Genomic DNA, 20,111 nt, shown 5'->3' on the forward strand with positions numbered 1-20,111 from the left:
AAAAGTAAAATTAGTTCAGTTGTTCACTAATTTTACCGAAGCGGCGTTCGCGTTTCTGGTAGTCTACAATCGCTTCAAAAAGATCTTCCCTTCTGAAGTCCGGCCAAAGCTGATCGGTAAAATACAGTTCCGTATAAGCCATCTGCCACAACAGAAAATTACTAACCCGATGTTCTCCACTGGTTCTGATCATCAGTTCGGGATCAGGCATATTGGTGGTGGTTAGCTGGGCAGAAAAAAGGTCTTCATTAATATCATCGATTTCAATCTCCTGATCTTTAGCTTTTTGAGCCAGTTTTTTGGCAGCTTCCAGGATTTCCCATTTCGCACTGTAACTTAAGGCAAGGGTCAAGGTACAACGGGTATTTTTCGCCGTATTGTCCATCGCACTTTTTAAGTCATCAATACATTTTTGAGGTAGCGAAGCGATATCGCCAATGGCATTTAAGCGGATGTTATTTTTATTGAGTGTAGCGGTTTCCTGGTTAATAGTAGAGATCAGTAACTCCATTAAAGCGTTAACTTCTTCAATAGGTCTGTTCCAGTTTTCCGTAGAAAAAGCATAAACAGTCAGGTATTTAATACCGATATCGGCACAACCTTCTACAATATCTTTCACAGATAGCACACCACTTTCATGGCCAAAATGCCTGAATTTACCCTGGTTTTTTGCCCATCTCCCGTTTCCATCCATGATGATTGCGATGTGTTCAGGTAGGCGTGTAACGTCAATTTGTTCTTTAAATCCCATTTATGAATGCAAATATGCTTAAAATGTATAACATTTTTGGGACACAAAGGTATAAGATATGCCAATACCTACAAACATATAAGTATCTCTTTTTCTTAAGTCTCCTCTTTGGGTCCCGTATAGATTAGTAACTGGTAATGAAGGATCATCGGAGCGGAATCCAGACAAATGCTCACGGATCAGACGGAGGTCTGCGGCATCATTGGCTGTAAAATCAGCGGCAGGATATCTGCCACTCACATCATCCAGGTAATCCGTATAAGCCGTGCGGTAACCGATCTGCGAGAATAAACCCCAGTTGTCTTTTAACCTGACCTTAAACCCTACGCCATAAGGCACTGTAAAGGCCGAATTGGGATAGGCATCCTTTTGTCCCTCAGTCCGGTAAAAGCGAAGCTGATATTCTTTTGCTCCAGGATTTGAAGGAATATCATACTTCCCGATTGGATTAAACCATACCCCGCCTATTCCGGCAAATATATAAGGCGTGAAATTCTTAGTTCCTCCACCGGCAAAATATTCAAAGAAATTAAAATCTACCTGTAAACTAAATTCATTTAAAGTACTCTTAAAATTAAGGCCTCTTTGTCTGAATTGCTCATTTTCTGAATCCAGGTCGTTGGCTTTGATCTTCCCATGCATATAATGCAGGCCAAGGCTCCAGTAAGGATCAAAGTTAACCTTGACATTGGCTCCGGCAGAAATTCCACTAATTTTTAAGGGCTTATTTTGATTCAGATCTCCCATATATCCAGCCCCTCCACCGACCAGGCCAAATTCCAGATTCTGGGAAAAGGCGGTTGATCCAATGAAAAACAAGGCAAAGAAACAGAAGAGCTGAATTCTGTAATGCATTTTAGTAGTTTCGGGTATCGATGCCCCAAAGTAGTTTATTTCTTAACGTCTTCAAATAACTTTCGTCATTTAACCGGATCAGATTGACATGAAAAGCCGCTTTATTGAGGGTTAGTTTCACGGAACGGTCTACCGTTTCCGTTCTGGAATCACAGGATACCAGAAACTTAGCACTTCTTGCTTCCACTTCAAAGGTCAGGGTTACATCATCAGGAATGATGACCGGTCTAACGTTAAGGTTATGCGGTGCAATCGGCGTGATGACAAAATTCTGTGAACTCGGATAAATAATCGGGCCACCGCAGCTTAATGAATAAGCTGTAGAACCTGTAGGCGTGGCAATAATTAAACCGTCTGCCCAATAAGAATTGACAAATTCGTCATTCATATAAGCATGGATAATCATCATCGCCGACTTATCTCTACGGTGTATGGTGATGTCATTTAAAGCGAAATTCTCTTCTCCGAACAGGTCTAATTTAGAATCCAGATTGATCAGCGTTCTTTTGTCTAAAGCATAAGCTTTGCTGCGTAACGCTTCAATCGCAATGCGGATCTCATCTTTATTAATGCTGGCTAAAAAGCCTAATCTGCCGAAGTTAATCCCGACTACCGGAATTCCGGAATCACGGATCAGCGATAGCGTATCGAGTAGCGTGCCATCCCCTCCCAGGCTGATCAACACATCAGTGTGACCTACCAGTTCGGTATGGTGACTAAAAACAACAATGCCATCAGGCAGCTTTATTTTGTCTTTAATAAAATCAAAGTAATCTTTGTAAACAAGAATGGGTGTTTTTAATTCCCCCAACACATTGAATACTTCCTGTACGTAAGGTAGAACACTATTATTGAATTCTCTACCGTATATTGCAGTTCTCATTTATGGGGTTTATACGTTTAAATAATTCATGAATGAATTATATCTGTCTTCGGTACCATTGTCTGAAATGGTGCTGTTAAACACAGCTTTTACCTGGTAATCGTACCGCTCAAAAGAGGCGATAATTCCCGACAATTCAGTTTTATTGATTTTTAAAGTCACCTCTAATCTGGTGGAATCGGGAAAAGATTGCACATATGAAGAAAGGATCTGCGCATTGTCTGCTTCTACAATCTGTGCCATATGGGAAAGGGAGTTATTGCGGTTACTGATTTCCAGCACAATAATCCCCCCCGGCTCTTTCACGGCATAAATATCTGCGATATAATCCAGCAGATTATGAATAGAAATGAGCCCCAAATAGTTCTTTTTATAGTCTAGCACCGGCATTACCGATAAATGCAGTTGTTGGAAAAGCCTGATGATATCGTAGATATGTGCATCTTCATACACAAAAGGGTTTAAAATAGACAAAGGCAAACTTCCGATTGCCTGACTGGGATCCCTCACTTCGATCAACTCTTCCTCTGCCAGTAGGCCTAGAAACTGTGTTTCATTGACAATGGGTAAATGGTACAGCTTGAACTCAGTCATCCGTTCCAAAGCTTTCTGAACTGAATCAGAAGTCTTTAGCGGGGGAATTGAATTAGATATGAGCTCAGTTGCAAACATTATTTCAGTAATATTCTGTTCAAAAATTTCTCCAGATATTCATTAAAAACTTCCGGACGCTCCATCATCGGTGCATGTCCACATTGATCAACCCAGTTTAACTCTGAATTAGGCAATAGTTCATGGAACTCTTCTGCCACTTCAGGAGGTGTAATTTTATCCTGTTTTCCCCAGATTAAGGAAACCGGGATTGTAATTCTCGACAGCTCTTTAGACATATTATGGCGGATAGCAGATTTTGCTAAGGCCAGAATTCTGATCACTCTGGAGCGGTCATTGACACTTTTATAAACCTCATCTACCAATTCTTCCGTTGCAATTGCCGGATCGTAAAAGGTATATTGTACTTTTTCTTTGATATAATCGCGGTTCTCTCTTTTAGGGAAAGATCCACCAAATGCATTTTCATATAAGCCCGAACTTCCGGTCAATACCAGTGCTTTTACGTATTCCTGATGAGCGGCAGTAAAGACTAATCCGATGTGCCCTCCCAGTGAATTACCAATTAAAACTACCTGATTAAGTTTCTTATATTTTAAAAATCTGTGTACGTATTTTGATAAACTTTTTACACCTAAAGTAAGTATAGGCAGTTCATAAAGTGGTAAAATCGGTACAATAACGTGATACTTTTCTTTGAAATGATCTATCGTTGGTTCCCAATTGCTCAACTCACCCATTAAACCATGAAGTAATACCAGGGGTTCTCCTTTTCCAGCCTCAATATATTTAAACCCGTCTTCGTCTATTACTTCGTATTTCATATTTTGTGTTAATAAGGTAATGCTACTAAGTTAGTGCAGTAAATTAAATTATATGTAATTTAAGACATTAATTTTGGAAAAAAGTTTAAACACATACAATTCCAGCATATACTATGCCAATTGCGTTTTAACGATTTCAGCGATCAATTTACCGTCTGCTTTACCCGCAAGTTCTTTGTTGGCAAGGCCGATAACTTTTCCCATTTCTTTTGCTGAAGTAGCACCAGAATCTTTAATAATCTGAGCAACAATAGCTTCAATTTCTGATTGATCCAATTGCTTAGGTAAGAACTGGCTGATCACTGCAATTTCTTCTTCTTCGATGATGCTCAAATCTTCACGACCTTGTGTTTTGTAAATGTCTGATGATTCTTTGCGTTGTTTTACCAGTTTCTGAAGAATCTTAGCTTCTGTTTCTTCGCTGATCTCTTCTGCTGAACCTTTTTCTGTTCTCGCTAGTAAAATAGCCGCTTTAATCGCTCTTAAACCTCTTAACGCCGCCTGATCTTTAGCTAGCATCGCTTTTTTAATCTCCTGATCTATAGTATTTGATATCATATCTTTTGAATTGAAATTTTAATCTCTTTTAATAATGGCTCCTGATGCCTGTGCCGTCGGCATAATCAACATATCATTAATATTGACATGTGCTGGTCTGCTTACCGCAAACCAAATGGCCTCCGCAATGTCGTTGGCCACTAAAGGCTCCAGACCGTCGTATACTTTTTTAGCACGACTTTCATCTCCTTTAAAGCGAACTTTAGAGAACTCCGTTTCTACCATTCCCGGATTGATGGCGGTAACCTTAATGCCATGAGGCAATAAATCGATGCGCATCCCTTTATTTAGGGCATCTACTGCATGTTTTGTGGCACAATATACGTTTCCATTTGGATAAACTTCTTGTCCGGCAATAGAGCCTATGTTAATAATGTGTCCGGATTTTCTTAAAATCATCCAGTTAGACACAATTTTAGTGACATAAAGCAAGCCTTTTACATTGGTATCAATCATGGTATCCCAATCCGAAATACTCCCTTTATCAATCGGGTCTAATCCCTGACTTAATCCTGCATTATTGATCAGCACATCTACCTGTTTCCAGGCAGCGGGTAAAGTTTCCAGCGCATCAGAAAGATCGTCAAAAATCCTGACATCTGCCAGCAGTGTTTTGGTCTCAATCCCATATTTCTCTTCCAGACCTTTGGCAACCTCTGTTAACAGTGCAGCTCTTCTGGCTACAAGAATCAAATTATAACCTTGTGCAGCAAATAAATCAGCACATGCCGCTCCAATTCCTGAAGTTGCTCCTGTAATTAATGCAGTTTTCATTGGTTTATTGTTTTTAATGCTAATTATTAAAATGATTTCTTCCCTTTTTTACCGGGAGTAATGCGCGGTTAAGCTGATAATAGTTTGAACAAAACTAAAAAAATTCTGACAAATCACTCAAAAAACAAGCTGAACGTGACATGACGCAGCATTAACTTATCGATTGGGTTGGAAAATACATGCGGCATTTCCCTTTTCATAACACTATCAAATGAATAAGATAATTTCAGTTCCGGAGACATTTTGAAGTATTCAAAATACAGATCCATTCCTAAACCTGCTTCATAAGAAAGAAAACTTTTTTTGTTGTTCAGGAACATTTCCATTGGATCAGTCACCTTCGTATTGTCGCTTTTTTTCTTGGAGGAGATGTCTGTAGAGTATTTAACCCCGCCAATCATGTAGGCCCTGAAATTGTTCCTCCTGTTGGATTTCAATTTTATGCCCAGCGGAAACTCTACCAGTGTCGATTGTACTTTCTTTTCTACTTCTAAAAAAGGTTGTCCTGCAATGATCGGAATATTTTCAAAACGATAGGTCAGTAAGCGGTCGTTAAACACCAGAATTGGCGTTAAACGCAGATCTACATTCTCCAATATCTTTTGGTTGATCACAAAGCCGATTCCAAATCCGGCAGAAGGTTTTGCCGCGATAGAACTTAAACCTCTGGGCACATATTCCGGTAAATCGGCAATATAGCCCGGACTTTCCTTCCAGTCGGTTTTTTTGAGCAGCTTATACTCCGAGGAGATATATTGAAAAGTAAAACCAAAATGCAGATCCGTATCATCTATACCCCCACCCCAATTCTGCGCATTTGCGGTACCTACCACAAGCATCAAAAAGGAGAAAAGGGTTAACTTTATTTTCATACGGATCTAAAAAAGGTATGGTTATTTAATACCAGTGTAAATTGCACATACACCAAATGTTAATCGGTTATCTTTTGCCTCTTTAAAGCCAACTTTAGTCATCATTTGATTAAAGGCTTCCCCATCCGGGAATGCGGCTACAGATTCCGGCAAATAAGTATAGGCCTTATTATCCTTAGAAAAAATCTTTCCAAATAATGGCGTGATATGGTTAAAGTAAAAATTATACCCTTGTTTAATCGGGAATTTTCTTGGTTTCGAGAATTCAAGGATCACGATTTTACCACCTGGTTTTAAAACGCGGTACATATCTGCCAGTCCTTTTTCTAAATTTTCATAATTTCTTACGCCAAAAGCGACAGTAACGGCATCAAAATGATTGTCGTCGAAATGTAAACCTTCAGAATCGCCCATCTGAACAGAAAAAACACCGCCCAAATTACGCTCTTTTATCTTTTTACGAGCCATTTCTAGCATTCCGTCAGAAATATCTACGCCAATTACCTTTTCCGGATTAAGAATTTTTATCGCTTCAAAAGCGAAATCACCGGTACCTGTTGCGACATCCAGGATCAGACGTGGTTGTAGTGCTTTAAGCTCTCCAATCGCCTTTTTACGCCATAGAATATCAATTCCGAGCGACATAAAGTGATTTAAAAAATCATAAGTTTCAGATATGTTATCAAACATAGAGGCTACTTGTTCCTTTTTAGTAGCGGTTGCAGACTGGTATGGTGTGATCTTTTCGTTCATGGTAAGCTGCAAAGATAAGTATTGTTGAAAACTAATTTTCTACCTTTGTCAAATGATTATAAAATCAGCAACATTTATTTGTAGTAATACAAAGGTTTCAGCTTTGCCTGTTGCCAATAAGCCCGAGTATGCATTTATCGGACGTTCCAACGTAGGGAAGTCTTCATTAATCAATATGCTGGTTAACCAGCATGGTTTAGCAAAAACGTCCCAAAGGCCGGGTAAAACCCAGTTAATTAACCATTTTCTCATCAACGACGAATGGTATATTGTAGATTTACCAGGCTATGGTTATGCCAAAGTTTCTAAGAACAGCAGAGAAAGCTGGGAGAAATTTATCCGTAACTATATCACTAAAAGAGAAAGCCTACAATGCGTTTTCGTACTGATAGACAGTAGATTAGAACCTCAAAAGATCGATATCGAGTTTTGCTGCTGGATGGGAGAAATCCAGATTCCATTTGTACTGGCTTTCACTAAGGCAGATAAACAATCGGCAGTAAAAACGGATAAAAACGTAGCAGCCTTCAAAAAAGAATTGAGTGGTTGGTTTGAAGAAATCCCTCCTTGTTTTGTAACTTCTGCGGAAAAATACGCTGGTAAAGAAGAAATCCTGAAATTTATCGAACAGACGAATAAGGATTTTGCTATGCCAATTTTAACGCCTCAGGAAGACTAAACAGGTATTGGTGATATGAAGAAGTATTTTTCACTGGTCTTGTTTGCGCATTCAGTTTTTGCGCTTCCTTTTGCGATGATCGGATTTTTTCTGGGGGTAACTACCACCGACAGCCCATTTAGATGGATGTTATTAGTCATGGTATTGCTCTGTATGGTCTTTGCCCGCAATGCGGCAATGGCCTTTAACAGGTACCTGGACAGAAATATCGATGCCAAAAATCCACGCACACAAATGCGTGATATTCCGGCAGGAAAAGTATCTGCCAATGAGGCCCTGATCTTTGTGATTGTCAACTGTATTCTATTTATAGTGACCACCGCATTCATCAATCCGCTTTGCTTTTACTTATCCCCGGTAGCTTTGTTTGTAGTTTTATTTTATAGCTATACCAAAAGATTTACCGCTTTGTGCCATATGGTACTGGGCTTAGGACTTTCGCTGGCTCCTATCGGTGCTTATATCGCCGTAACCGGAGAATTTGCCCTGATTCCAGTGCTTTATTCTTTTGCAGTGCTCTTTTGGGTAAGTGGTTTTGATATTATTTACGCGCTTCAGGATGAAGGTTTTGACCGCGATGAGAAACTTCATTCCATTCCCGCAGCATTGGGTATCAAAAATGCTTTGAAACTTTCAGAAGGTCTCCATGTGCTCTCTGCAATATGTGTTATTGCACCTATTGCATTGGAACCGGATAACTTTAGCTGGTTTTATTACCTGGGCGTTGCCTTTTTCTGCTCGATGTTGATCTATCAACATTTATTAGTTAAGCCAAACGACATCAGTAAAGTAGACAAAGCTTTTATGACCACTAACGGTTTTGCTTCGGTAATTTTTGCAGCCTGCTTCCTTGCAGATGCATTAATGAGAACATTGCTGTACTAACGCTACACGACATTCCCAAATCCTTTCACAGGATTCTGGAAAAGCCCTTTTCGAGCTCTGCTTGAAAAGGGCTTTTTAATTCCAGCCGATTTTACTTGAACAGAAGTATAAGCCTCTGCCCTGCGTTCATTATATTTGCCATAGTAATTTAAAAACAGCTATGATTAATCTTAATATACCCGTAAAACAAAGAACATATATTCCGCAGCAGCTTGAAATGAAATGGGACAATTTAGCGCCTATTTTAGATGAATTGCTGGAACGTCCAATTGCTGATGTACAGGAACTGGAAAAATGGCTGAAAGATAAAAGTGAGCTGGAAGCTGCCTTAGAGGAAGATTTTGCCTGGCGTTATATCCGCATGAGCTGTGATACGGCCAATGAAAAGCTGGTCGCAGATTTTCAATACTTCGCTACGGAAATCGAGCCGAAAATCTCCCCTATCGCCAACCAGTTAAATCAAAAGTTCAACGACAGTCCTTTTATTGATGAGCTGGATCAGGAAAAGTTCTTTGTTTACATCAGAGCGATCAGAAAAGCAATTGAAATTTATCGCGAAGAGAATGTGGAACTGCTGACCAAACTACAGGTTGCTCAACAACGTTACCAGGGAATTACCGGTGCCATGAGTGTAGAGATTAATGGTCAGGAATATACGCTTGAACAAGCTTCAAACTTCATTAAAGAGACCGATAGAGCGGTTAGGCAACAGGCATGGGAGACCATCCAGCAGCGCCGTTTAGTAGATAAAGACGATTTAAACATCTTGTTTGATGAACTGTTGGTGATGCGTCATCAGGTGGCATTAAATGCAGGTTTCGAAAATTACCGCGATTATATGTTCCAGGCATTGGGTAGGTTTGATTATAGTCCGCAGGATTGTTATCATTTCCATGAGGCTATTGAGAAACAAGTGGTGCCTATCCTGAAAGAACAAGCGCAGAAACGTGCCGATGCTCTAGGTTTAACCACCTTAAAACCATGGGACATGGAGGTGAGCACCACGGGTAAAGCGGCCTTAAAGCCTTTTAAAAATGGTGCAGAACTGATTGATAAAAGCATTGCCTGTTTTAACGCAATTGATCCGAAACTGGGACAAATGCTGGCTACGATGAAAGCAAATAACCTGTTTGATGTAGAAAGCAGAAAAGGTAAAGCTCCGGGAGGTTACAATTATCCATTGGCAGAAACCGGGGCCCCTTTTATCTTCATGAATTCTGCGGGATCGCTCCGGGATTTAACCACGATGGTTCATGAAGGCGGTCATGCGATACATACTTTTATGACAGCTAATCTGGAGCTGAACGACTTTAAACATTGTCCATCTGAAGTGGCAGAACTAGCTTCCATGAGTATGGAGTTGATTTCTATGGATTATTGGGATGTTTATTTCGACAATCCCGAAGATTTATTACGCGCTAAAAAAGAGCAACTGGCAGATGTGTTGAAAACCTTGCCATGGGTTGCGGTGATTGATCAGTTCCAACATTGGATCTACACTAATCCAGGTCATAATGCGGCCGACAGAGAAGAAACGTTCAAACAAATTTATGCGCGTTTCGGTGCTGGATTTGCGGATTGGGAAGGTCAGGAAGCTCAATTTGGCAACCTATGGCAGAAGCAATTACACTTATTTGAGGTTCCTTTTTATTATATAGAATACGCGATTGCACAATTGGGCGCCATTGCTATCTGGAAAAATTACAAGGAAAATCCACAAAAAGCATTGGAACAATATCTGGCTGCACTTTCTTTGGGTTATACCAAACCAATCAATGAAATTTATGAAACTGCGGGCATTAAATTTGATTTCAGTCAGGGCTATATTGAGGAACTGGCTTCCTTTGTAAAAGACGAATTACAGAAATTAGGTTAATTGTTTAGAAGTAATTTATAAGTTTGAATATTACAAACTAAACTAACCACCATTCAATGTTTGAAAAACTCTTCAGAAAGAAGTCTATATCCAGGATATTAGAAGATGCAGAAAAAGGCCATGGGGAGCATGGCGACTCCTTACAAAAAACGTTAGGAGTCAGAGACCTTACTGCCTTTGGGATTGCCGCCATTATTGGTGCCGGTATCTTCAGTACCATTGGAAAAGCGAGTGCGGAGGGAGGGCCGGCAGTAATTTTTCTATTCATCTTTACTGCTATTGCCTGTAGTTTTGCCGCTTTTGCTTATGCGGAATTTGCTTCTATGGTACCGGTTTCGGGTAGTGCGTATACCTATTCTTATGTCGCCTTTGGCGAATTAGTAGCCTGGATTATTGGCTGGTCGCTGATTATGGAATACTCTATCGGGAACATTACAGTGGCCATTTCCTGGTCCGACTACTTTACGGGTCTCCTCTCCTCCATAAATATACCGGCCTTAGGCCTTAAAGGGATTCATGTGCCTGATTGGGCCACAATGGACTACCTTTCTGCCTATAACGGTCATAAACATGCTGAAGCATTGGTTGCTGCCGGAAAAAGCTTCGCTAACCTGGATGAGGCCACTAAACTGGCCAATAATGCCTGGATTACCGCGCCAAAAATCGGTAATTTCCATATTGTAGCAGATATTCCAGCTTTAGGGATCATTATCCTGATTACCTGGCTGATCTACAGAGGAATGAAGGAATCCAGAAATGCAAGTAATGCAATGGTTGTGGTTAAATTAGCCGTAATTCTATTGGTGCTGGCAGTTGGTGTGTTCTATATCGATACGGCCAACTGGGATCCTTTCGCTCCAAATGGGGTATCAGGTGTACTTAAAGGCGTATCCGCAGTATTCTTTGCTTACATCGGCTTTGATGCCATTTCTACAACCGCCGAAGAATGTAAAAACCCACAACGTGACCTTCCAAGGGGGATGATGTGGGCGATTATTATTTGTACGGTTTTATATGTTGCCATTGCTTTGGTACTTACCGGAATTGTTAATTATAGTCTTTTAGCAGTTGGTGATCCACTTGCTTTTGTGTTCGACCATATCAACCTGAAACTGATGAGCGGAATTATTGCCGTGTCTGCGGTGTTTGCCATGGCCAGTGTGTTATTGGTTTTCCAAATGGGACAACCTAGAATCTGGATGAGCATGAGCCGTGATGGTTTATTGCCAAAAGCCTTTTCGAAGATTCACCCGGTTTATAAAACACCTTCCTTTGCAACGATTGTAGTAGGCTTTGTAGTCGCCATTCCTTCTTTGTTCATGAATCTGACGATCGTAACCGATCTTTGCTCTATAGGTACGCTATTTGCGTTTGTGCTGGTTTGTGCTGGCGTATTGGTACTCCAGAATAAGCCGAACATACAGCGTGGTAAATTTAAAACGCCTTATGTAAACTCAAAATACATTATTCCTATTGCATTGATCGCTTCCTTAATTTATGGCTTCACGGCTTTTAAGGAGCAAACAAATGCATTCATCTTCAATACGCCAAGAATTAATGAACCGGTTCATTTTATCACTTCCTTAAACGGAACGGAACTGGAATCTGTAAAAGAAGAAATTAAAAACGGCCCTGTAAAAGTAGCTCAGGGAGAAACATTAGATGCCGCAGCTTACCTAAGCGAGTTATCTGAAGTACAATACCAACAGTTCATAGATCAATCTGCGGTTAGTGTAGAGAAGAAATATGAAGAAGGCTGGTCGCTATTTAAACATAAGATCCCAATGTGGATTTTCTTTATCATTTGCCTGGTGATCACTTATTTCTGTATCACCAAAAATTTATCACTGATTCCTGTTTTAGGATTGATGAGTTGCTTGTATATGATGTGTGAGCTAGGGATTTCCAACTGGATCGGTTTCGGAATCTGGCTGGCTATCGGACTGGTAGTCTATTTCCTTTACGGTTACAGACATAGTAAACTGGGCAAAGAAAGCAAAGCGATTTCTTAATTCCATTGATAAAATTAGAGTACAGGCTGCCTTTCCGGCAGCCTGTTTTTTTTTGCCTGAATTCGTTGAATAGCAGCAAAACAATTACCCAGAAATATTTTCTTTTAGTGCAAGTTCAGGATGACTTTGGAATGTACTCCATATGTGCTCAGAATTCCTCCATAGTTAGACCATCCTTGCACCATGGTTGAAAGGTCATTTAGACCTATCAAGGATTAATCAACCATTAATCAATGACCTATTAAAGATTAAGAAAACTGGAGCGCAATACGGCATCAATACAAAGACATTCCAAACACATACACTGATTTTCGTAAGGAATAATTGCGTGGTATTCAGAAATAATTCTCTATCTTAGTTATGGTATTAGTACCCAATAAATTGCCCTCCTATAATTATCCCTATAGTTGTTCGGTCGGAAGACCAACGCTAAAGGCTCCTCCCCGGAGCCTTTTTTTATTTGTGATAAAATCACATAAAAAAAGGCTGCCCATAAATGAATATGAACAGCCTTCTCAGGATTATAAAACCCCTTTATACTGGTAACCTCGTCAATTCGATATCGTCCGGTGTTACAAAGATCAATGGTACTTTCTCCACATCTACATAACTGGAATCCAGTCCGAAACTTCGTTCTTCAGAAAGACTGAAACGTTTCAGAATGAAGTAATAATCCATTACACTGCGCTCATAGAAGCTCAGTTTAGAGAATTTCGACAGGTGTTTTTCTAACAACACGAATCTAAAATCTCCGGCAATTTTATGTTTATTTAAAGAAGTGTACTGACTGGTAATGTCTACTTCGCCATTCTTCACCAGGTCTTCAATTACTTTTCTATACAGTAGGTTTACGCTTTGCTCTACCCTGAAACCCAATTTAAAATCGATACGTATTAACTTCCCTGGAATCAGGAATTCTACTTTATATTCTCTTGTATACGGCTCATCCACCACGTCTACGTGCACCAACCAATAGATATCGGCACGTTTTGGCTCTTTCTGAATGATCGAGTAAATGATTTTAGATTCGATTTCCGTTTTAAAATTCGCAGAGGTTAAATACACCAGCTGAGAAGAGTACTTTGGCACAGAGATATCTTCACTCAGTTCAGAAATGATCTGGAAGTAATCTTCGATCTCTACGTATTTTACAAATCTGTTTTTGATTTTTCTGGCTACATACCAGCTCCACATCACGGTAAACAAGGCAGAACCGATCAATACGGTCATCCAGCCACCATGGAAGAACTTGGCAAGGTTACCTACTAAGAAAGTAGATTCTAATACGCCATAAATCACTAAGAAGATCACAATAATATAAACCGGAACCTTTTTACGTTTCATATAAGCGGCCACAAGAATGGTGGTCGACAAGAACGTTAAGTTGATAGCAAGACCATAGGCCCCCTCCATTGCTCCGGATTTCTTAAATATCAATACAATGGCCACACAACCCAGCCAAAGCAGCCAGTTGATCGAAGGCACATAGATTTGTCCTTTTTGATTACTTGGGTAATTGATCCTTACTTTAGGCCATAAGTTTAACCTTACCGCTTCCGATATCAGGGTAAATGAACCGGTAATCATCGCCTGACTGGCAATAACCGCAGCTAATGTAGCCAGGGCTACCATAAATAACAGGTATGCAGGAGGCACAATTTCAAAGAAAGGGTTGAGTTCCACTTCATAATGAGGACGGTGTAACACCCATACCCCTTGTCCGAGGTAGTTTAAAATCAGCATTATTTTTACAAATACCCAGCTGACCCTGATGTTGTTTTTTCCGCAATGCCCCATATCAGAATACAAAGCTTCTGCTCCGGTTGTACATAGAAAAACTCCACCTAAAATAAGTAAGGCCGCGGGGTTATGGATCAACAGGATCACTGCATAATAAGGATTCAGGGCTTTTAATATGGTATAATCCTGAACTACAAAAAGCAGACCTAAGACACCCAATGCACTGAACCATAAAAACATGACCGGTCCGAACAGCTTTCCAACGAGGTTAGTTCCAAACTGCTGAATGATAAATAGTCCGGTAATGATGGCAATAACAATCGGGATGACAGGCACCTCCGGGAATTTCAATTGTAATCCCTCAATAGCGGTCGTAACCGTGATACTGGGGGTAATAATTCCATCGGCAAGCATTGCACAGCCCCCGATTACGGCGGGTATGACGAGCCATTTGGCATTCTTTCGTACCAGAGAATACAGCGAGAAAATCCCACCCTCTCCTTTGTTATCCGCCTTAAGCGTGATCACAACATACTTAATCGTGGTCTGTAAGGTTAGTGTCCAAATAATACAGGAAATTGCACCGAGTACTAATTCCGGAGTTACCGTTTGCCCTGCACCTTTTACCGCTGTAAAAATCGCTTTTAAAGTATAGAGTGGCGAGGTTCCAATGTCTCCATATACAATACCTAAACTAATGAGTAACCCTCCGGCACTGAGCGCATTTAAATTTTTCTGATTCGACACCTTGTTCTAATTATGCGGTAAAATTACAGTAAATAAACAAATTTACAATCCCATAATATCCAAGACTGAATTTTATGGTTAAAAACACAAACAAGACAGAACGCATTAAGTTGTTAAATATTGTTAAATATTAAAATATTGAACAAAACCCTTGATATTATTGTTTAATTATTTATATTTTTGGAACTATCCAAACATGAATATAAAACTACAAATTAAACTGCTCTTGAAGATTTCTTGCATTTTATGCCTGAGTGTTTTCTGCGGCTTAAATGTTTTAGCTCAGAAAGCGGACAGTACCATCTCCAATGTAAGGGCAAAAAAAATCTACAAGACCCCTCAGATTAAAGCCAATGTACCTACCTATAAGCCTAAATCTGCTTTCGGGTATATTCCATATAACGATGTATTGGCAAATGCGAAAGGTGCTACAGGTATCAAAGCCGATAAAATTCTTACGGTCATCAAAGTTTATCCGAACCCGGTAACTGACCAGATTAACCTGATTCTGAAATTAGACCGCGAGTCTAACCTTTCTGTTAAAATCATGGATCTGCTAGGAAACGAGGTGGTTACGCTTGCTAATGAGCGTGTTGCTGCCGGAGAACAGGTAAAAAGCTATTCCATTCCCAACCGCCTGAACAGTGGAATTTACTTCCTAAAGGTTGTTTCCGGATCTGAAACCATAGTAAAACGTATTTCCGTTTTATAATTCCCCCTATTCTTTAGTATTTTTGGGGAGGAAGAAACTTTCAGGACCGAATCTTGTTAGTTCCATAATTATTAATCCCAAATCTGAAGATGAAGATCATTTGCATTGGCCGCAACTACGCTGCGCATGCCCAAGAATTAAACAACCCTATCCCGGGGGTCCCGGTCATATTTCTAAAACCGGATACTGCTGCTTTAAGAGAAAACAAACCTTTTTACATTCCTGAATTTTCTTCCGACATTCATTATGAACTGGAAGTGATCCTGAAAATCTGTAGAGAAGGAAAACATATCGCTGAAAAATTTGCCGGCAACTATTTTGAAGAAGTTAGTTTGGGTATTGATTTTACAGCAAGGGACATCCAGACGAAACATAAAGAAAAAGGCTTGCCATGGGAACTTGCGAAAGCATTTGACCATAGTGCAGCTGTGGGGACATTTGTTCCAAAAGCACAACTTAGCGACCTACATAAGCTTCCTTTTGAACTTCAGATCAATGGAAAGCCACGTCAGCAAGGGAATACTCAGGATATGATCTTTTCATTTGAATACCTGATCTCTTTTATATCTCAATATTTTACCCTGAAAAAAGGAGACCTGATTTTCACAGGTACACCGGAAGGCGTAGGACAAATACACGAAGGTGACCGATTGGAAGCCTGGATGGATGGCCAGCAATTGTTAAATTTTGAAATAAAATAGTTTAGATGATTAAAGCAAATGTCTTACTGCTGACACTGGTACTTTGCAGTTTTATAGCCGATGCCCAACAGGTTTTTAGTAATCAGAAATATCCACTGGTAGATTTCAGATCTCCCCTGGATATTGTTCCACCGGCTTTGGCTGGTTCTTTTGGAGAACTCAGACCAAATCATTTTCACTCCGGAATGGATTTTCGCACCAATCAGCGCGAAGGCTATCCGGTATATGCGATCGCAGATGGCTATGTTTCGCGTTTAAGAGTACAGAACAGCGGTTTCGGACTGGCGGTTTACCTGACCCACCCTAACGGTTATACTTCGGTATACGGTCACTTATCGCGCTTTAATCCTAAAATCGGACAACAAGTGAAAAACCTGCAGTATCAAAGGAAATCTTATGAGCTGGATGATTTCCCTGCAACGACCTTAATTCCGGTCCGCAAAGGCGATGTGATTGCTTATACAGGTAATACAGGCAGCTCCGGCGGTCCTCATTTACACTTTGAAATCAGAGACACGAAAACAGAAGCGACCATCAACCCTCAATTATTTGGCTTTGAGATTCCGGATAATATTCCCCCGGTCATTTACTCGATGTATGTGTACCGCTTAAACAATAAACCTTTTAATGAACTGACGCCAAAGCAATATTTCCAGGTAATTGGTGGCGCAGGCAATTACAAGCTGAATCAGGTAAATACCATTAATTTAGGCGGAGAAGTTGGATTTGGAGTCATCAGTACCGATAAACACAACGGTGCCTCGGGTACAAACGGTGTTTATTCTATCGAACTGGAACTGGATGGCAAAGTAGTCTTCACTTCTTCGATGGAAAGATTCAAGTTTGAAAACAGCAAAGCTATCAATTCTCATATCGACTACCCTGCTTTTATCAATACCAAAAAAAGTATTCAAAAGAGTTTTGTAGATCCGGGAAATCCATTGGGTATTTACAGTAACCTGGTGAATAATGGCCGCATAGAGTTTAATGATGGCAAATTACATCAGCTCAAATATATCATCACGGATGGAAAAGGAAACAAAAGTATCCTGCCATTTAAAGTTCAGTCTGACGAGAAAGCTACGTTAAAAACACCAGAACAAGCGCCTGGAATCGCTTATGCCTATGGCAATGTAAATGAATTCAACACACCGGATGTTAAGGTTATTTTACCTAAAGGAACCTTGTATAACGACCTTAATTTTCAATATAAGACCTTCCCTAAACCTGCCGGCAATGCTTTTTCTGCGGTTCATCAGATTCACAATAACCTGACGCCATTGCATCTGGGTTTTGAGCTTTGGATTAAGGCCGACAGCAGTCTGGACAAGTACAAAGAGAAAGCTTTGATCGTTAATAAAGGTGGCGGCGGACAAGGTGGCGTGTACGACAATGGCTATGTGAAGGCTACACCAAGGAATTTTGGCAGCTTCTATATTGCGATTGATACCGTTCCTCCTACCCTTACGCCTATCAATATCAGCGATGGCAAGAACATGGCAGGGATCACTAAGATGTCCTTTAAACTAAGGGATAACCTGTCCGGTTTGAAAAGCTTTAACGGTTTTGTGGATGGCAAATGGATTTTGATGGAGTTCGACAGCAAGACCGCCAGCCTTTGGCATACTTTTGATGGTAGCATTGCACCGGGGAAACATATCCTGGAGGTAATTGTTACGGATATGAAAGGCAATAACAGAAATTATTCAATCACGTTTTATAAATAATATTATGAGTGAATTAACAGCAGGCATGACTGCCCCTGATTTTACCGCAAAGGACCAGAATGGAGCTACCGTTTCCCTGAATCAGTTCAAAGGAAAAAAGGTAGTACTTTATTTTTATCCAAAAGACAATACTCCTGGGTGTACTACGGAAGCCTGCGATTTCAGAGACAATTACCAGGGTTTAGTGGCTAAAGGCATTGTAGTATTGGGCGTAAGCGTAGATGATGAGCAATCTCACCAGAAATTTATCGCTAAATATGATTTACCTTTTACCCTGCTTGCAGATACGGACAAAAAGATCGTGGAAGCTTATGGCGTTTGGGGCGAAAAAAACATGTACGGTAAAAAGTATATGGGCACCAACAGAAAAACCTTTCTGATAGACGAAAATGGCGTAATTACGCATATCATTGCTAAGGTAGACACCAAAAATGCTACGGCACAGGTATTAGAATTACTAGAGGCATAGCTTGCAAAAAGCCAGATTTAGGGTTTGTTGACCGTAACGACGCCGGATCTGGCTTTTTCTATGATGATTTCTATCTTTTGATACAATTCGGCTGAATTGAAGGGCTTAGAGATATAATCGTTCATTCCGATACTCACACATTTTTCCAGTTCTCCTTTGATGGTATGGGCAGTCATGGCTACAATTGGGATATCTCCTCTTTCTCCGGTCATCTTTCTGATGATCCGCGTAGTTTCATAACCATCCAGTTCCGGCATCTGTAAATCCATCAGAATAATATCAAATGATTGCTTATCATATTCCTCCAATGCGATCCGGCCATTTCCGGCCACAGTAATTCCATAACCCTGATTTTCCAACAATTTGATCACCAGTAACTGGTTGATCGGATTGTCTTCTACAATCAAGACCCTAATCCCCTTACCGTTTTGTATCAGCGGTTGCTGAAGCCGGTGTCTGGTTTTCAATATTGATGTTTTAACCTCATCGGTCACTTTTCCAAAATCCATGGTAAAATAAAAATCGGAGCCTTCTCCCATCACGCTATCCAGGGCTACATCTCCCCCCTGTAATTCTACCAGGCGCTTTACGATGCTTAAGCCCAGCCCTGTGCCTGCATACCTTCTGGAGGTATCACTGGTTACCTGTTCAAAGAAATCAAATATACATTCCTGTTTATCTTTGGGAATCCCTATTCCGGTATCCTGCACTTTAAAGGCAATAGCAATACGATCTTCCTGCTCATTGATCACTTTTAAGGAGATTTTCACTTTTCCTTTCTCTGTGAATTTGATGGCATTGGAAGTCAGGTTTAAGAGGATTTGTCCCAAACGAAGGGCATCACCGCTTAATACCTCCGGCAGGGTGTCCGGAATCTCGTAGCTAAAATCAAGGTCTTTACATTTTGCGCTATGCTCCATCATTCTATATATAGAGTGTACGCTATCTTTTAAGGCGAAAGGAAGGTTCTGGAAATTGATATCTCCGGCTTCCAGTCTTGAAAAGTCAAGGATATCGTTGAGGATGGCCATGAGCTGATCTGCCGATTTGATGATCATTTGCAACGATTCATGGTGATCTTCATCAATCAGAGACTCCTCCAGCAATTGAGCGAACCCCATAATCCCGTTCATAGGCGTCCGGATTTCGTGGCTGATGTTGACCAGGAATATTTGTTTGGCTTTTTCCGAAGACTCCCGGATTTCCTGCTCTTTGATCAGCTCCTGCGCTAAACCACTTAATTCTTTATTTTTAAGTTCCAGCATTTGATGGAGCCGCTCCAGGCTGGGCGATTGTTCGTCTTTTTTACGTACCTCATTCGGTTTTAAAACTTGCTTAAGCCCGCGGATCAGCATATAGCATAAGCCCAGGATGGTCAGCAGGGAAGCGATGGAAAACCAGATGCGAAATTGTTGATTGTCCGCCAAAAGGATCACCCAGAAACTGATGGCCACGGCAAGTAAAATCAGGGACACTAATATATATAATGCCCTTAAAACAGGAACACCATTCACCCGCTTTTTAAAGGCAGCAATATCCATACGAATAAATTAAGATTAAGCCCCCCACAGCAAATTATAATAACAAAAATACTGATTTGGGCGCTATTAACTTTTCATAACAAGCATTCATTTTGTTCAGTATTAACAAGATACCAACCGTATCAGGAAAATTAAAGCGA

The 20,111-nt window shown here is 40.4% G+C and carries 19 protein-coding genes; 8 read left to right on the forward strand and 11 right to left on the reverse strand.

The window, feature by feature from the left end:
* Positions 1–10 precede the first annotated feature (10 nt).
* The 9 genes from R2Q66_RS00430 to ubiE all read right to left on the reverse strand — a co-directional run bounded on the left by R2Q66_RS00430 (position 11) and on the right by ubiE (position 6,882).
* On the reverse strand, positions 11–751 hold the full coding sequence (locus R2Q66_RS00430; protein ID WP_316745808.1) for an isoprenyl transferase: 741 nt from the start codon (positions 749–751) through the stop codon (positions 11–13).
* Between the two features lie 18 nt (positions 752–769).
* Positions 770–1,606, reverse strand: coding sequence for a DUF6089 family protein (locus R2Q66_RS00435; protein ID WP_316745810.1), 837 nt, complete (start codon positions 1,604–1,606; stop codon positions 770–772).
* Position 1,607: 1 nt separating this feature from the next.
* Positions 1,608–2,489: an NAD kinase gene (locus R2Q66_RS00440; protein WP_316745811.1), complete on the reverse strand. Its 882-nt coding sequence runs from the start codon at positions 2,487–2,489 to the stop codon at positions 1,608–1,610.
* A gap of 9 nt (positions 2,490–2,498) precedes the next feature.
* Positions 2,499–3,161, reverse strand: coding sequence for a CBS domain-containing protein (locus R2Q66_RS00445; protein WP_316745813.1), 663 nt, complete (start codon positions 3,159–3,161; stop codon positions 2,499–2,501).
* Complete coding sequence (locus R2Q66_RS00450) at positions 3,161–3,925, reverse strand: alpha/beta hydrolase (protein WP_316745816.1); 765 nt, start codon at positions 3,923–3,925, stop codon at positions 3,161–3,163. The genes R2Q66_RS00445 and R2Q66_RS00450 overlap by 1 nt, the downstream gene beginning before the upstream one ends.
* A 111-nt stretch (positions 3,926–4,036) precedes the next feature.
* Positions 4,037–4,483 carry a GatB/YqeY domain-containing protein gene (locus R2Q66_RS00455; protein ID WP_316745817.1) on the reverse strand — a complete coding sequence of 149 codons (447 nt, stop codon included), beginning with the start codon at positions 4,481–4,483 and terminating at the stop codon, positions 4,037–4,039.
* Between the two features lie 18 nt (positions 4,484–4,501).
* Positions 4,502–5,257: an SDR family NAD(P)-dependent oxidoreductase gene (locus R2Q66_RS00460; protein WP_316745819.1), complete on the reverse strand. Its 756-nt coding sequence runs from the start codon at positions 5,255–5,257 to the stop codon at positions 4,502–4,504.
* Between the two features lie 113 nt (positions 5,258–5,370).
* On the reverse strand, positions 5,371–6,129 hold the full coding sequence (locus R2Q66_RS00465) for an outer membrane beta-barrel protein (protein WP_316745820.1): 759 nt from the start codon (positions 6,127–6,129) through the stop codon (positions 5,371–5,373).
* Positions 6,130–6,150: 21 nt separating this feature from the next.
* Positions 6,151–6,882: a bifunctional demethylmenaquinone methyltransferase/2-methoxy-6-polyprenyl-1,4-benzoquinol methylase UbiE gene (gene ubiE, locus R2Q66_RS00470; protein WP_316745822.1), complete on the reverse strand. Its 732-nt coding sequence runs from the start codon at positions 6,880–6,882 to the stop codon at positions 6,151–6,153.
* A gap of 52 nt (positions 6,883–6,934) precedes the next feature.
* Here ubiE and yihA point away from each other — a divergent pair, with 52 nt between their 5' ends.
* The 4 genes from yihA (at position 6,935) to R2Q66_RS00490 (ending at position 12,334) form a co-directional block, all read left to right on the forward strand.
* Positions 6,935–7,561, forward strand: a complete 627-nt coding sequence (gene yihA, locus R2Q66_RS00475) for a ribosome biogenesis GTP-binding protein YihA/YsxC (protein ID WP_316745824.1) — start codon at positions 6,935–6,937, stop codon at positions 7,559–7,561.
* Positions 7,562–7,576: 15 nt separating this feature from the next.
* Entirely contained in the window at positions 7,577–8,446 is an 870-nt protein-coding gene (locus tag R2Q66_RS00480) for a UbiA-like polyprenyltransferase (protein WP_316745826.1), read from the forward strand.
* Between the two features lie 160 nt (positions 8,447–8,606).
* Positions 8,607–10,322 carry a M3 family oligoendopeptidase gene (locus R2Q66_RS00485; RefSeq protein WP_316745828.1) on the forward strand — a complete coding sequence of 572 codons (1,716 nt, stop codon included), beginning with the start codon at positions 8,607–8,609 and terminating at the stop codon, positions 10,320–10,322.
* A gap of 56 nt (positions 10,323–10,378) precedes the next feature.
* Complete coding sequence (locus R2Q66_RS00490) at positions 10,379–12,334, forward strand: amino acid permease (protein WP_316745830.1); 1,956 nt, start codon at positions 10,379–10,381, stop codon at positions 12,332–12,334.
* Between the two features lie 534 nt (positions 12,335–12,868).
* Here R2Q66_RS00490 and R2Q66_RS00495 read toward each other — a convergent pair.
* Positions 12,869–14,821 carry a KUP/HAK/KT family potassium transporter gene (locus R2Q66_RS00495; protein WP_316745831.1) on the reverse strand — a complete coding sequence of 651 codons (1,953 nt, stop codon included), beginning with the start codon at positions 14,819–14,821 and terminating at the stop codon, positions 12,869–12,871.
* A 196-nt stretch (positions 14,822–15,017) separates the two neighbouring features.
* Here R2Q66_RS00495 and R2Q66_RS00500 point away from each other — a divergent pair, with 196 nt between their 5' ends.
* The 4 genes from R2Q66_RS00500 (at position 15,018) to bcp (ending at position 18,430) form a co-directional block, all read left to right on the forward strand.
* Complete coding sequence (locus R2Q66_RS00500) at positions 15,018–15,533, forward strand: T9SS type A sorting domain-containing protein (protein WP_316745834.1); 516 nt, start codon at positions 15,018–15,020, stop codon at positions 15,531–15,533.
* 89 nt (positions 15,534–15,622) lie between these two features.
* Positions 15,623–16,234: a fumarylacetoacetate hydrolase family protein gene (locus tag R2Q66_RS00505; protein ID WP_316745836.1), complete on the forward strand. Its 612-nt coding sequence runs from the start codon at positions 15,623–15,625 to the stop codon at positions 16,232–16,234.
* Positions 16,235–16,239: 5 nt separating this feature from the next.
* Positions 16,240–17,961: a M23 family metallopeptidase gene (locus tag R2Q66_RS00510; protein WP_316745837.1), complete on the forward strand. Its 1,722-nt coding sequence runs from the start codon at positions 16,240–16,242 to the stop codon at positions 17,959–17,961.
* Between the two features lie 4 nt (positions 17,962–17,965).
* The gene (gene bcp, locus R2Q66_RS00515) at positions 17,966–18,430 is read left to right on the forward strand and encodes a thioredoxin-dependent thiol peroxidase (RefSeq protein ID WP_316745839.1); all 465 of its coding nucleotides are present in this window, start codon (positions 17,966–17,968) and stop codon (positions 18,428–18,430) included.
* A 17-nt stretch (positions 18,431–18,447) separates the two neighbouring features.
* Here bcp and R2Q66_RS00520 read toward each other — a convergent pair whose 3' ends face one another.
* Positions 18,448–19,971: a response regulator gene (locus tag R2Q66_RS00520; RefSeq protein ID WP_316745841.1), complete on the reverse strand. Its 1,524-nt coding sequence runs from the start codon at positions 19,969–19,971 to the stop codon at positions 18,448–18,450.
* Positions 19,972–20,111: the final 140 nt, after the last annotated feature.

Origin of the sequence: Pedobacter gandavensis (genome assembly GCF_032677645.1) — a bacterium.
In the GTDB taxonomy this organism is placed as follows: Bacteria; Bacteroidota; Bacteroidia; order Sphingobacteriales; family Sphingobacteriaceae; genus Pedobacter; species Pedobacter gandavensis_A.